General features: G+C 40.1%; 18 protein-coding genes. 17 read left to right on the forward strand and 1 reads right to left on the reverse strand.

The window, feature by feature from the left end; translation table 11 throughout:
- Positions 1-85 precede the first annotated feature (85 nt).
- The 9 genes from G610_RS0113290 to G610_RS0113325 all read left to right on the forward strand — a co-directional run bounded on the left by G610_RS0113290 (position 86) and on the right by G610_RS0113325 (position 5759).
- Positions 86-487, forward strand: coding sequence for a hypothetical protein (locus tag G610_RS0113290; RefSeq protein ID WP_026525199.1), 402 nt, complete (start codon positions 86-88; stop codon positions 485-487).
- A 13-nt stretch (positions 488-500) separates the two neighbouring features.
- Positions 501-1427 (forward strand): glycoside hydrolase family 43 protein, encoded by a 927-nt coding sequence (locus tag G610_RS20915; protein WP_051198003.1) that lies wholly within the window; start codon positions 501-503, stop codon positions 1425-1427.
- A 97-nt stretch (positions 1428-1524) separates the two neighbouring features.
- Positions 1525-1992, forward strand: coding sequence for a cysteine hydrolase family protein (locus tag G610_RS0113300; protein WP_026525200.1), 468 nt, complete (start codon positions 1525-1527; stop codon positions 1990-1992).
- A 297-nt stretch (positions 1993-2289) separates the two neighbouring features.
- Complete coding sequence (locus G610_RS0113305; protein WP_035793279.1) at positions 2290-2553, forward strand: hypothetical protein; 264 nt, start codon at positions 2290-2292, stop codon at positions 2551-2553.
- 106 nt (positions 2554-2659) lie between these two features.
- Positions 2660-3031: a hypothetical protein gene (locus G610_RS23115; RefSeq protein ID WP_155831032.1), complete on the forward strand. Its 372-nt coding sequence runs from the start codon at positions 2660-2662 to the stop codon at positions 3029-3031.
- Positions 2934-3374: a GNAT family N-acetyltransferase gene (locus G610_RS0113310; RefSeq protein WP_051198004.1), complete on the forward strand. Its 441-nt coding sequence runs from the start codon at positions 2934-2936 to the stop codon at positions 3372-3374. Before G610_RS23115 ends, G610_RS0113310 begins: the two co-directional genes overlap by 98 nt.
- 29 nt (positions 3375-3403) lie before the next feature.
- On the forward strand, positions 3404-4039 hold the full coding sequence (locus G610_RS20920) for a YunG family protein (protein ID WP_242829654.1): 636 nt from the start codon (positions 3404-3406) through the stop codon (positions 4037-4039).
- A gap of 15 nt (positions 4040-4054) precedes the next feature.
- Positions 4055-4594, forward strand: coding sequence for a histidine phosphatase family protein (locus tag G610_RS0113320; protein ID WP_026525202.1), 540 nt, complete (start codon positions 4055-4057; stop codon positions 4592-4594).
- A gap of 61 nt (positions 4595-4655) precedes the next feature.
- A complete protein-coding gene (locus tag G610_RS0113325) occupies positions 4656-5759 on the forward strand; it encodes a hypothetical protein (RefSeq protein ID WP_026525203.1) in 1104 nt (367 codons plus the stop codon).
- A gap of 44 nt (positions 5760-5803) precedes the next feature.
- Here the strand turns inward: G610_RS0113325 and G610_RS0113330 are convergent, their stop codons facing one another.
- Positions 5804-6001: a (2Fe-2S)-binding protein gene (locus G610_RS0113330; protein ID WP_026496556.1), complete on the reverse strand. Its 198-nt coding sequence runs from the start codon at positions 5999-6001 to the stop codon at positions 5804-5806.
- 653 nt (positions 6002-6654) lie between these two features.
- Between G610_RS0113330 and G610_RS22305 the strand changes: the two genes are divergently transcribed.
- The 8 genes from G610_RS22305 to crcB all read left to right on the forward strand — a co-directional run bounded on the left by G610_RS22305 (position 6655) and on the right by crcB (position 13842).
- Positions 6655-7311, forward strand: coding sequence for a hypothetical protein (locus G610_RS22305; protein ID WP_022766337.1), 657 nt, complete (start codon positions 6655-6657; stop codon positions 7309-7311).
- Entirely contained in the window at positions 7304-9241 is a 1938-nt protein-coding gene (locus G610_RS0113340; protein WP_026525204.1) for a Mu transposase C-terminal domain-containing protein, read from the forward strand. Before G610_RS22305 ends, G610_RS0113340 begins: the two co-directional genes overlap by 8 nt.
- A 3-nt stretch (positions 9242-9244) precedes the next feature.
- Positions 9245-10243 carry an ATP-binding protein gene (locus tag G610_RS0113345; protein ID WP_026525205.1) on the forward strand — a complete coding sequence of 333 codons (999 nt, stop codon included), beginning with the start codon at positions 9245-9247 and terminating at the stop codon, positions 10241-10243.
- A complete protein-coding gene (locus tag G610_RS0113350) occupies positions 10224-11552 on the forward strand; it encodes a hypothetical protein (protein ID WP_155829732.1) in 1329 nt (442 codons plus the stop codon). Before G610_RS0113345 ends, G610_RS0113350 begins: the two co-directional genes overlap by 20 nt.
- A gap of 78 nt (positions 11553-11630) precedes the next feature.
- Positions 11631-11891 (forward strand): type II toxin-antitoxin system HicA family toxin, encoded by a 261-nt coding sequence (locus G610_RS0113355; RefSeq protein WP_013282470.1) that lies wholly within the window; start codon positions 11631-11633, stop codon positions 11889-11891.
- Entirely contained in the window at positions 11888-12235 is a 348-nt protein-coding gene (locus tag G610_RS0113360) for a type II toxin-antitoxin system HicB family antitoxin (protein WP_022766333.1), read from the forward strand. The genes G610_RS0113355 and G610_RS0113360 overlap by 4 nt, the downstream gene beginning before the upstream one ends.
- 279 nt (positions 12236-12514) lie before the next feature.
- The gene (locus G610_RS22310; RefSeq protein WP_013282472.1) at positions 12515-13441 is read left to right on the forward strand and encodes a GNAT family N-acetyltransferase; all 927 of its coding nucleotides are present in this window, start codon (positions 12515-12517) and stop codon (positions 13439-13441) included.
- Positions 13442-13473: 32 nt separating this feature from the next.
- Positions 13474-13842 carry a fluoride efflux transporter CrcB gene (crcB, locus tag G610_RS0113375; protein WP_013282473.1) on the forward strand — a complete coding sequence of 123 codons (369 nt, stop codon included), beginning with the start codon at positions 13474-13476 and terminating at the stop codon, positions 13840-13842.
- Positions 13843-13922: the final 80 nt, after the last annotated feature.

Here is a 13922-nt window from a genome sequence, read left to right on the forward strand (position 1 = left end):
TTGAGCAGTACATGACTATTAGTGAATAGTGTACTGCTCTTTTTGTGGGTATAATTAGGGTGACTTTAATGTATTGGAGGTTTGTATGGGAAACTGGGGCGATGATACAGATTTTGAGGTAAAGGCGCTTAAGGATTACGAGGGTCGCTTTACCATCAATTTTAAAAAGATTTTTATGGACGTGGATGAGATCTCGGAAAAGACCCTGGAGGTTACGGATAAGCATCCCAAGGATTCACTTATGAAGCTGTGGGCAGGAACAATGGCAGGTATGTTCATATTTTTCCTGTTTTCATATCAGGTGTTTGCCCTTGTTATGATTCCGATAATTGCGTTCTATCTTATAGCACTGGTTCGAATCTACAAGTGCTGGAAGAGCTTTAAGTACAGTGTTGCGCAGTTCTGGCTCATGAGTATCGCTGCAATTTGCGCTCTGCTGGTGGTTTCTCAGGTTCTGCAGCGATTCCTGGTTAATACATTATTTTAAGGAGAATGACCCAATGGGAGATAAGAATTTTTGTGAAAATCCGATTATAAAAAACATCTATACCGCTGATCCTGCGCCGATGGTTTTGGGAGATACACTTTATCTTTACACAACTCATGACGAGGATGAGCTTATTAATGATTTCTATACAATGAAGGACTGGCGCTGCTTTTCAACCACTGACATGGTGAATTGGACTGATCACGGCGTTATTTTTTCACTGGATGATATTGAATGGGCAGACGACAGAGCCTGGGCGCCTCAGGCGGTAGAGAGCAACGGTAAATTCTACCTTTATTGCCCTGTTCATAAGAAAAACGGAGGAATGGCCATAGCTGTCGGCGTTTCCGATAATCCGGCAGGTCCCTTTAAGGATCTTGGCCATCCACTTGTGGATGAAGGAGACTGGAATGACATAGATCCCACAGTTTTCATAGATGATGACGGACAGGCTTATCTTTATTTCGGAAATCCGGAGCTGCGCTACGTTCTGCTGAATGAGGACATGATTTCTTATGATGAAAAGGTAGGCGTAGTGAAGATCCCCATGACTGAGGAATCCTTTGCGAAGGGCAGTCATGACACAGGTACTTCCTATGGTGAAGGCCCCTGGTTTTATAAGAGGGATGGCCTTTATTACATGGTTTATGCGGCCTTCGGCGTAGATAAAAAGGATGAGCATCTGGCTTATTCAACCTCAGTATCACCCACAGGTCCCTGGGTTTACGGGGGCGTTATCATGACAGAGGAGGACGGTGTTTTCACCAATCACCCCGGTATTGCTGATTTTAAGGGACACTCGTATCTCTTTTATCACACAGGAGATCTGCCCGGGGGAAGCCTTTTCCACAGAAGCGTCTGCGTGGCAGAGTTTTCCTATAACGCCGACGGTTCCATCGATACAATCGACAAATGCGGCGGCGTAAACAAGATTCAGTAGATTTTTTCTTGTAAAAATGCATGCATAGGGATAGAATTTAAAGTAAGCATCAATAAAAGCAGCAATGAACAGGTAAACGGATTAGAGAGGGGGACTAATGAGGGCACTTGTAGTCATTGACATGCAGGAAAAATATCTTGATGAGTACGACGACGGGCTTTTGAAGAGCATAAATCGCAAGATCCGTCTGGCGCACGAAGAAGAGGATGTTTCCATTGTTTATGTAAAAAATGTTGGGTTAACCGGAAGCAGAGCCGGATATGAGCTTTCTGATGGTCTGCTTTTGGTGTCTGATCTTGTGTATGAAAAGGATGAACCCAGCGCTTTTTCATCAAAAGCTTTTACTGATAAAATTAAATGTCTGAAAGCCACAGAGCTTGAGCTTGTGGGCGTTGATGGCAGCTCATGCATCGCGAAAACAGCCATGGATGCCATAAAATACGGCTATAAGACCAAGATCGTCAAGTCATGCGTCGGAGCCAGGGATGAGAAAATCTACGAAAAGGTGCTTGAAGAGCTTGAGGATGCGGGAGTTACGGTTTTATCCTCAGGATCAGGCAAATAGAATAAATAAATGGAAAAAGAAAACTATGCTAAGCGGTTGGCACAATTTTAATGAATATAGCTGTCTCTGAAAATGGATCAGGGACAGCTTTTTTACGGCACCATGTGCCTTTCGGACGATAGAGTCCAATAAATTTCCCAGCACTATATTTAGTGGTTGCAAAACAGAACATACATTCGTATAATTAGAAACACAAACAGAACAATTGTTCACCATGCATGGGTTTTACATTGATTCAGGGTATGCAGTGTACACAGGGCATGCCTTAGTTTCGGAATGGCAGGTGATAGCAGCATTATGGCTAAGAGAATAGGTTATAAGGTTTATGTGGATACGACTGTAAGGTTCTCGTCTGACGGGGAGATTAGGCCATTGTCCATTGTATGGGAGGATGGCAGGAGGTATGAGATCACAAGGGTCAAGGACTGCGTTCCGGGAGCCAGCAGACGTGCAGGAGGAGCAGGCCTTGTTTATACGTGTATCGTAGATGGAAAAGAGGTACATTTGTATTTTGAGGACTGTCCGGGGGGAGCAAAATGGTTCCTTGAATCAAAGGCGTGACAGCCTTAAAGAGTTTAGGGGTGATAATTTTTTAAAATATGTTTGACCTTGCCCTTAGGGAATACTTTATGCTTTAAACACAATAATAAAAAGCGAGGTTAAGAAAATGCAGATTGGTAGTTCAAACGATTCAAAGGCAGTAAAGGAGCAGTACTCATCATCAAAGGGGATAAATACGAGATTATCATTTCATGATAAGTGCTCCACGAACAAGCAGGGATATGGTAATTGGATTGTGTCGAATTATGAGATCACGGAAGGCATGAAGGTTTTGGAGCTTGGCTGCGGAACCGGCAGCATTTGGATGGGGCGTTTGACTTACCTAAAGATTATGGTATGTTTATTTCTAAATGATAAAGCAGGAGCGTATTTAACAAACAATGGAATACAGAATAATGACAGAAGACGACCTGCAGTATGTAGCAGAGAAATACACAGAATACTACAACACTGTAGAGGAATGCTGCTGGACACATGAGAAGGCATATAAGAGAATCCATCAGGTTTTAACTATGGAGGATTCCATGTGTATGGTTCAGACAGATCAGGAAGGAAATATAACCGGATATCTTATGGGATATTTCAAGGAATATGATGATATACGGGGCTATTTTCTTGAGGAAATCGTGATATTTATGGGCCATCAGGGAAAAGGCTACGGCACAGCTTTCCTGAAGCATTTAGAAGAGGTAGTCAGAGAGAACGGGGTTTCAATAGTTGAGCTTAGCAGCGTTAATGATGACAAGCATGAGAAATTCTATTCCGGTTTAGGCTTTTATCCCGCTGATAACTTTGTACTGATGAGTAAGTTCATGGAATAAATGCTAAGAGGAATTACAAGGAGAGAAACATGGAATTGGAATTAAAGAGGACTTATAAATTTTTCGGGTGGCAGGATGCAGATAAGGTAGCTCCCAAGACCCCTGAATTTGAGAAAATAAAGGATCTCAGATTCATGTATGATATCATGACCGAGATTTGGTGCAGGGAGACATGTGCGCCCAGGATGAGAGATGATTGGACTAAGGAAAACATGACGCTTGGACAGTGTTCCATCACAGCATTTCTCATTCAGGACATATTTGGAGGAGAGGTTTACGGAACAGAGCTTGAAGACGGAAATTTCCATTGCTACAACGTAATCGACGGAATGACCTTTGATCTTACCAGTGAGCAGTTTGGGGATGAGGTTCTTAATTACGAGAATAACCCGGCACAGCTCAGGGAAGTGCACTTCGGAAAAGAAGAGAAGCATGAGAGGTATCTGTACCTTAAGGCAGAGCTTGGTAAAAAGCTGAATAAATTATCCATGCTTGAGCTTATAGATAAGGCTGCAAAGGGTAGCATAGATGCAGCAGCTGAGCTGGCTGAAGCGTATTTTACAGGTAAATACGGAGATGAGAATCCGGCTAAAGCAAAGAAATGGGCAAGCTATGCAGCTAAAAAGGGAAGCAGTCTTGCACAGGAGCTGTTATCCAAGCTTTGAAAAGGGAGATATTGAATGAGTGATCATTTTTATTTTGTAAGGCATGGCGAAACTGTATGGAACGTAGAGAACAAAATCTGCGGAGCCACAGACATAGCGCTTACATATAGAGGACATGAGCAGGCGATAGAGACCGGGGAGAAGATTCTTTTGGAAGGGATTAAGGCCGATGAGATTTTATCATCACCGCTTGTGAGAGCTTCCGAGACAGCACGTCATATATCAGAGATGACAGGGATCCCTATGAGGATCGAGCAGCGTCTTATTGAGCAGAACTTTGGCAGATATGAGTCAACTCCAAGGGACGGAGCGGAGTTCCATGAAGCCAAAAAGCACATGGCAAGCCGTTTTTCTACAGGTGAATCCATGATGCAGCTTGCTCAGAGGATATACAACCTTCTTGATGATATAAGGGATGATGATAAGACATATATCCTGGTGGCCCATAACGGCATTGCAAGGATTGTGGAGTCCTATTTTAGGGAGATGGATAACGAGGAGTTTTCAAGCTTCGGCATAAAGAATTGTGAGATAAGAAGATACGATTTTGACTAATATTGAGTTGTGAAAAGGTATGGGGAAATTGCTCTATAGAGCATTGAAAGGGGAACTAAGTATGAAAAAAGTAAATGTAAAGAAACTACTAACGTTAGCACTTGCGATATGTCTTACTTTTACATCAGCATCAGCATTTGCACCTAAGGCAGCCATTAAAGCTCAGGCAGCGGGGAGCATCACCAATCCTACTTCCATGCAGCCAAGCACTGATTATTCAGCGAATTGGAATGGCCTGGCAATGGGTCAGCATGATTGTTATAAAGTGACTCTTCCGGCAGATGGCAAATATACAGTAATTCTTATGGCACAGAATTCATCAGATATGGTTTGCTGTATCAGAAATGCTCAGAGTCTTGATAACGCATCTGTTCTTGAAAGTACCTCTGTTTTTTGCGAGAACTTGAATTCACCATATACAAACACTAAAGCTACTGTTCTTTCTGCAGGAACATATTATATTACTGTTGAAAACAGACTCGGTGAATCAAGTGGCAAATACAAATTAAAGACTACTTACGAGAACTTCGGTTTTTCAGAGACTCCTGACAGCTATGATTCACCTAAGTCTTTAGTAGTGGGCAACACTTACACAGATGCCCTTACAAAAACAGACAGTGAGGACTGGTACAAGGTAACTATTCCCGGAAGCGGAAAATATACTCTTAGATATTCATCATTTCAGAGTACTGTAAGATTCACTCTCAAAGATGTCGATCTTCGTGAAGTAGCAGCAAAAGACGGTTATGAGAATTCTAATGAATCGGTTGATGTTTTCCTTAATACAGGAACTTACTATCTCCATATAAACGGATGGCCTTCAAAATATTCATTCTCACTGAATAACGCCCAGATCAGTCAGTCTTCAATTGCCAAGGTAAAGGCTGTCAGAAATAAGAAGGTAGACGTAACATTCAAGAAAGTAAATGATGTTGCAGGTTATCAGATCAGATATTCAACTGACAAGAATTTCAGGAAAAATGTTAAAACAAAAACCTTTAGCATAAATAAAGCAAAATCTGCTAAAGGCAGTAAGAAAGTTTATACCATTTCAAAGCTTAAGAAAAACAAGAAGTATTACTTCCAGATCAGAACATACGTAGAAAAAAACAACGTGAAATACTACTCTGACTGGTCAAAGTCAAAGAATGTGAAGGTAAAATGATTATTTAGCACCAAGAGCATTGGTGCGGAGAAATGGTTTAGGAATCAGGATTCGTAATCCTCAGGAAACATCAGGATATCGCGAACCATAGTGCTGATGAAATCGCGGCATTGTCCACAGCCGGTACTACATCCGGTGACCTCCTGGACTTTTTCGAAGGTGTCAGCGCCGCCTTTTACGGCATCAAGGATCATTCCATAGTTGACATTTTTGCAGTGGCAGGCTATTTTTTCACGTTTCATACAGGACCTCCTTGATATTTGTTGGGTTCAGTATAGCAGATTCGGAAAACACTTTCATCAGATTGTTTCAGGTTTGAATGAGTCTTTCAAAAGAGGCAGTTTTTGGTAATTCTGCTAATAGGAATCAGTCATTATCACAAGTTAAAATGTTTCTACAGGACGAGGAATTACAAAAACTTCAAATAATTATTTTTTAGAGGCCAGGCAGTGCTTGAGATTTTCTCAGTATTGTCTGGTCTCGCCAATTAATGGGGCATAATTTATGAATAATTAGCGAGAAAACTCCTTCCGACGATGTCGGTCGGGGATGAATCGCCCGTCTTCAACGCTTTGCTTTAACATATTTTCCAGATTTCTCATATTTTCTTCGATGGTCATCTGTCAGATTAACCTAAAACAGTAAAATATACATATACGAGAAAGCTCACAACCATGGGCTTTCTTTTTTTTCACATTTTACATTACTCTCCATTTAGGTTAAATTTTTAAAGCTAAAAATCGTAAAAAGCCGTACCATTTAAGCTATTTTTGTAAAAAGCCGTAATTTTATAGATAAAAGTGTAAAAAGCCGAATATGAGTGCCAAGGATATAATTATGCCGATAATATTATCGTTATATAAACTTAATTTTATCGATAGGAGGTGCACTAAAAATGTATCGATACGAGGAACCTATTTTCAGGCTGAGAAGTTCAAGCTATGGCAGTAACTATTGGGTATTTCACAGCAGAAAACTTCGGAGAAGAGTAGCAGTATTTTCTAACCTTGAATATGAGAATATTCTTACTCTTGAGATGAATCCTGATGTGGAGTGGTACTGTGAATATCCTTTGGAAACTACTGTCTATATAGGAGGGAAGGAGTCAAAGGTTCTGTTCAATGCATGGGTAAAATATAAAGACGGAACAGAAGAATATCAAGGTGTTGCATATCTTTGCAGTTCTGATGATAGTAAGGATCATGTGAAGGTTGCCTGCCAGTCGGCGTGGTGCTTACAGAATGATGTCAATTTTGTATTCCGAAACGAAAAGAATATTGAAATAGGACCTTTCTATATCCGAAATATATCGCTTCTTGCAGCCAGGGCCAGAAGATTCACAGCTTGTGGATTAAATGCAGACAGGATCTTCCTAAGTTTTATCCAGGCAAAAAGGCATATATGTATCGGTGAACTTGAAAAGATGGGGCGCCTAGAAAAGTACAGAGCGCTGGATTATATTTCAGATCTGTACTATAGAGGATTGGTCACACTGAGCAATATGAATACAGACTGCATCTCTGCAGATACGGAGGTGATCTCCATTGGCTAATAAAAAATATAATATCGAAGAACTCCGCCAGGCAAGGAGCATGTGGACTGAACCGCTTATCAGTACTGTCCCTGAATCTAAAAGAAGTAGGTATATGCTAAATAAGCAGGCTGTAGATATGTACATAGATGGCGAATCTGTAAAAAAGATTACTGAAATGACAGGTATCCCCGGTTCGAGAATGGTATCGCTGATAGAAAGATGTCTTTCTTCAAATGATACAGGGAATATTCTTGGATATCACGGTCTTTTAACAGGAAGTAAACCCTTTAGAGAAACGAGATCAGGACATGGCAGAGAGTTTGATCAGCTTCTGGAGAAGTATCCTCAATTGAAAGAGTTCATAGTAGGGTGTTATTTTGGTGACAGGAAATATACGCTTGTCAGGAACATGAACATAACATCACTTCACAGGTTATTTCTTAAAGAATGCCGCAATCTTGGCATCACAGAGTGGCAGTACCCATTTACTACAGAAAACCGTGGATATGTCAGCATGTGTGCCTACGTCCATAAACTTGAAGCTGATAACATTTCTTTAAATGCCAGAAGATTTGATAAAAATACTGCCCAGAAGCTTGCGTCTACAGGGATTGGGCACAGGCTTACAGTCAATCCGGTGGCTCCTTTTGCTACAGTACAGATTGACGGCCACATCATAGATATCGAATATGTAATTGATGTACCCAATACAGACGGCACTGTTAGCAAGGTTGTTGCTACAAGGGCGTGGTTAATAGCCGTGATAGATATAGCAACAAGATGTATCCTTGGATATTCCCTTTCTCAGGAATTTAATTACGACCAGTATGATGTCATGGATGCTATTAAAAATGCCATCATACCGAAAACTCTGCTGGATCTGACCATCGAAGGACTTCAGTATCCATCTAATGGCGGTTTCTATTCAACCGCGTTTTCTGATTTCAAATATGCAGTCTTTGATTCAATAATGCTGGATAATGCAAAATCGCATCTGTCAGCATACACGGTAGGAAAACTTGTAGATGAGCTTGGCTGCTGCGTTAACTATGGATCTGTTGCAACTCCCGAAACAAGAGGAATTGTTGAAAGATTTTTCGGAACGCTAGAGTCCAGAGGATTCCATATGCTGCCATCAACAACCGGGTCAGATACCAAAGATCCTGTCAGAAAAAACCCTGAAAAAAATGCAATAAAATATGATGTCACATATGAACAGATGACTGAACTGATAGATGTTCTCATAGCTGAGTATAATAACACACCCCATAAAGGGGTAGATGGACTTTCACCCTTAGAGTGCATGAGCTGCAAACTGTTTCAAGCAGGGCTTTACCCATATGTGGCTGACGAAGATATGATCATATCAGTCATAGAACGTCTGAACATGAGGATGGACAAACGCACTGTCAGAGGTAGGGCAGCACATGGCAAACACGCATATATTCAGTTTATGGGTACTGAGTATCGTAGCAAGATACTCTCTGCCACTGAACACTACCTTGGACAGTCACTGACCATCCTTTATGACCCCAGGGATATTTCCAGTATTGAGGCATATGATCAGGATGGCAGATATATAGACACGCTTAAGGCAAGTGGGGAATTCGGTACAAAATCACATTCCGTCAGGACGAGAAAGAATGCCCTGAAGCTTGCCAGAGAGCGTGGGAGATCAAAACTAATATTTGATACACCGATAGATGCATATATATCAAGCCTTGATGTCAAAGGAAAGAAAAGCCGGAGAAACGCTACCATGGCAGATATAGTCAGACGTGAGATTAGCAAGGGCATAGCAGCAGAACAGCAAAGTGATAATACATATAACCTGGAGACTGTACGTAAAAAACAGGAAACTGGGGCTGTACTAAGATATGAAGATATTAAAGGTCTTTCACCGGAAGACCTTTATACGTTGATGTTCCAAAGCAGAAAGGAGGGTTAATGCGTGTATTCTACAAAAGAAGCTGTATCAGCTAATAATATATCAGAACAGTTCATATCACAGATGACTATCCGCTATCTTACTTCCCATAAGCTTGTATTTCCGACTAAGAGCATCCTTGATGAAGAACGGAGAATCAATTCATGGCTCGGCATAGGAGCTTGTGGGAGTATTACTTATGGAAGAGCCAGGATAGGCAAGACGGTGTGCATGAACTATGTAGCTGAATCCATAAGAAATCAATATGGGAGCCGTGAAATGGTCATTATATGGAATGTGACTGACCACCCCGAAACTGAGAGAAACTTCTATGCCTCGATACTTATGGCTATGGGCTATGAATGTCCCAGATACAGTACCGCACTAATACTAAAAGAACGAGTTCTTAATGAGCTTATATTACGTGCTCACGAGACCCCCTTTAAGAAAGCAGTCATGTTCATTGATGAAGCATGGAAACTAAGGGAAAAGGATTTTTACTGGCTTATGGATTTATATAACAATCTTAGCGGAAAAGATATCCAGTTATCTGTGTTCATGTACGGGACAAGGGAACTTAAGGATCTTAAGCATTCCTTTAAACTTCAGGGCAAAGATCAGATAGTTGGACGTTTCATGATCAATGAAAGCCAGTTCTTTGGTATACAGGATCCCAAAGAGCTCCAGTTCTGCATGGCTTCGGTAGATAAACTTCATGTTTGCATTACAGACTATGAAATATTATCGGATGGACTTGTGGATTTTTATTTTCCTTACGCAGATGGTAAGACCTTTTTTGATATCAGCAATGACTTCTGGGAAGCATTTCAGAGTGTAAGGATCCAAAAGAGGATTGCGGCAGAAGATATTCCCATGAAATATTTCATAGATTCACTGGTGATCTGCCTCAATAAGCATGGAAAACTGGGAAGCAGTCCAATTGCATTCCCTACGAGAAAGGAACTTGAAAGTTGTGTAGCGCTTTCGGGCTATGGTGAATCAGATGATGAATACACTAAATAAAGAGGATTTACTTTTTTCCAGAAAATACAGATGGGATAAAAAATGGGTGAGACCTTATGAATCCATATTCAGCATTCTTGCAAACTTTTGCAGGGTCAACATATGTTCAAGTAAACATGCGCTCAAAATGCTTGGAGCTGAAGCGACCAACGAGAAGAAATATATAGAAGGATTTCAGATGGATGGACATTGCAGAAACAGTTTAGAAACAATCGAGTGCCTTAATAAAATTTTGCCCCAGTGGTATATAGACAAAATGGAAATCTTTGCGCATATGGATTATAACACTGCAAGATCTTATTTTGGTACATATCATATGCGAATATGCCCCAAATGCCTGAAAGATGGATATCATAGCATAATCCATCAGTTCCATTATGTAAAGACCTGCCCTTTCCACCCGGGAACAGGGACGGATGGGAGATTTGTTTTTGAACATAATTTTTATCACGCTGAAGGAATCAGATGCAGTCCGTATGATAAAGGGACAGGATTTAATGCTTATTTATTACCCCTTCCTTGTTGCAGGACTAATCCAAATGACTTTTATGATACAGATGTGATCAATAGATCTTTTGAAAAATATGGGAAAGTGTACACTTCAAATATAAGTTATCTTTATTCACCTATTCTTTCTAAAGAAGCAGATAAAACGCCTATAATATCGAAAATGTATGTTGATCGACGCCCGGAAACATATGATTGTTTTCAAGCGGGTTTCTTCACGTGGTTTAATCAGCAGAATGTAGTATATAACCCATTTGAGCGCATAAAGAAGTTCTTCCGTATTATGCCTGCAGAGTATGACTCTTATGATATGGTTGACTGCTTTTTATTCGCAAAATATATGTCTATCATAGGCAAGGGCATTTTCTCACTGTCAGAAAACGATGTTAACACCTTACATTACGTGGACAGTATCCGTGATTCGGATATGACACTGCTCGCAATATGCTTCACATGGATAATGCAGGGCTTCGAAGAGCCCGGTGATGCTATCAGCGCAGCCTGCCTTGGACACAACATCCGGCCTGTAATGCAAAGAAATTTACGGTCATATACTCTGGAAGATGTTACTTGTGTAGGTGGGATACGTTTTTACGAAATTGGCGAATCTGAAGCAGATAAAGTTTATCTTAAACTTTTCATCATGTCAGATATGATAGATGACCTATGGATCCAGTTCAAGAAATCAGCAACGTCTACAGGCGGAGTATATATATCTGATCCATGGAACACACTAATAATCCCGACATATCAGGTATTGTATCTGAAACATGAAGATATGTATGAAATAAGGAAATGCTAGCTGTTACTCTGTTGGAATTGACGAGGTAGGGCTAAAGTGTTATATTGTAACTAGAAAATAGTTGCAAGAGGAATTACTGTGCCAAAGAAATCAAAATTACTAGAAAAAATACTGTCCAAACCCGCACCGACAAGTTTTACAATAAGAGAACTGGACGCACTTATGAAGCAATGTGGCTGCGAAAAGTTCGAGGGCGGAAGAGGATCAGGAATAGGCTATTATCATGTTGAAACCAAGCGCATCCTTCAATTTGACGGTCCACACCCAGGCAATGAGCTGTACAGGTATCATGTAAAGATGGTCATAGCATTTCTTAAGGAAGTAGGTGAGATAGAATGATAAGTTCACTGATGGAATACAACGGATATCATGCAAAGGTAGAATTTGACCAGGAAGATCAGATTTTTATCGGTCATGTTCTCGGAATCAATGATTCTCTGAACTTTCATGGAGAATCGGTAAAAGAGCTTTCCCAGTCAATGCATGACTGTATAGATAATTACCTGGATTACTGCAAAAAGATTGGTAAAGAGCCTGAGCGTGAGTTTAAAGGCTCCTTCAATGTCCGTATTAAACCCGAACAGCACAAGAAAATTGCATTATATGCTGCCAATGAAGGAATCACAATAAACCAGTTTGTATCCAGAGCTATTGATGATGAACTGGACATCCTAGAAGGTTAGCCCAAAGACGCAATATTTTTGTTAATTCGCCGATTCGAGAACTGATAACTAAAGATGGATTTTATAATGGAAAGGCCTTGATGACAAGGCTTTTCTTTATTTGTTTCAACTATTAAAAAATAAGGGTATGAAACCTTTTCTGAGCAAATTAGATATGATGAGTTTAAAAAAGTTGTGGAGAAAATTAGGACATTATAATCTGTAGAAGTGATTCATTTCGCTGATTAGATTTCAGTTAAAACTGACTAAGACAAACTAAAGATTTAGGGGCTGAACTAAGTGATAACTATTAAAGAATCAACATATGATGATATCAAGAATATACAAAACCTGTGGGCAGATGAAGACGTCATGCAGTATATCTGGCCAGGAGGATTGCATGAGACAGGGGAAGCAGTACGAGAATGGTTAGATAGATTCATATCTGCAAGACCAAAGCAAAATCATTATTCAATTTTTGAAGATGGCAAATACTGCGGTGAGACTCAATATCGTATTGATTCGGAAACTAAAAATGCTTCTTTGGATATTAAGTTATTTGAATTTGCCAGGGGCCGAGGGATTGCAACGCAGGCGCTACTATACTCTATTCAAGAAGCTTTTAAACAAGGAGCTGAAAATCTGTGGGTTGATCCCCATCCAGCTAATGCCAAGGCAATAAATTTGTACCGTAAGTTGGGATTTATTCAGAAAGAAATGCCTGAGTATGTTATTGCTTTAGGAGAAGATCCTTCTCTTTATATTTACATGGAACTGGGTAAAAAAGAATTCAATGATAAGTTTGAAAAATCTTGCGGGGCAATAGTATACACTATAGACGGTGGAGTAATAAAATATCTTTTAGTTGAGGAGATGAGCGGATCTCACAGCTTTCCAAAAGGACATATGGAAGAAGGCGAGACTGAAATAGAAACTGCGCTTCGTGAAATAAAGGAAGAAACAAATCTGAAAGTCGAGTTAGACACTGAATTTAGAGCAAGCGAACAGTATACGCTTTCAGAAAAACCTGGAGTGACAAAGCAGGTAGTTTATTTCCTTGCTAAGTATAAAGACTCATCTCCGAGCATAACAAGACCAGACGAGGTCAAAGCTCTGAAGATTCTTAAACTTGAAGATGCTATCAATACCATAGAGTATGATAACAAAAAAGAGATGCTTAAAAAGGCTGATAGCTATCTTAAGAGTAAGGCAGAGAATACTTTTTAAATTTCAGTATATATGACAATAGAGAGGTTGATATGAATTTTCTATTTGTAGCACTTGGTGGTGCCTTGGGTGCAGTAGCGCGATATGCAATAAGTCTGATTCCTGTTAAGACTTATTTTCCGATATTAACTCTGATTACAAATATCCTCGGTGCCATACTAATTGGATTCGTTGTTGGAATTACCAGTAACCGAGAAAGTGTATCTGATAATACCATTCTTTTCTGGAAGACAGGGGTGTGTGGAGGTTTTACCACATTCTCTACATTTTCCCTTGAAGCTTTTAATTTGTTTGAGAAGAAACAATATATGAATGGCGGATTATATGTGGTACTGAGTTGTTGTTGCTGCATATTTGGAATTCTATGCGGAAAGAAACTTGCGACGATAATAAAACTTTGAATTTCAGGATAATGAAATAAGCAAATCGGGATTAGTGGAGTAGAACATGGATAAAAAAAGGGCTTTGTCTGGCGCCATAA

This window comes from Butyrivibrio sp. MB2005 (genome assembly GCF_000424285.1).
Taxonomy (GTDB): domain Bacteria; phylum Bacillota; class Clostridia; order Lachnospirales; family Lachnospiraceae; genus Butyrivibrio.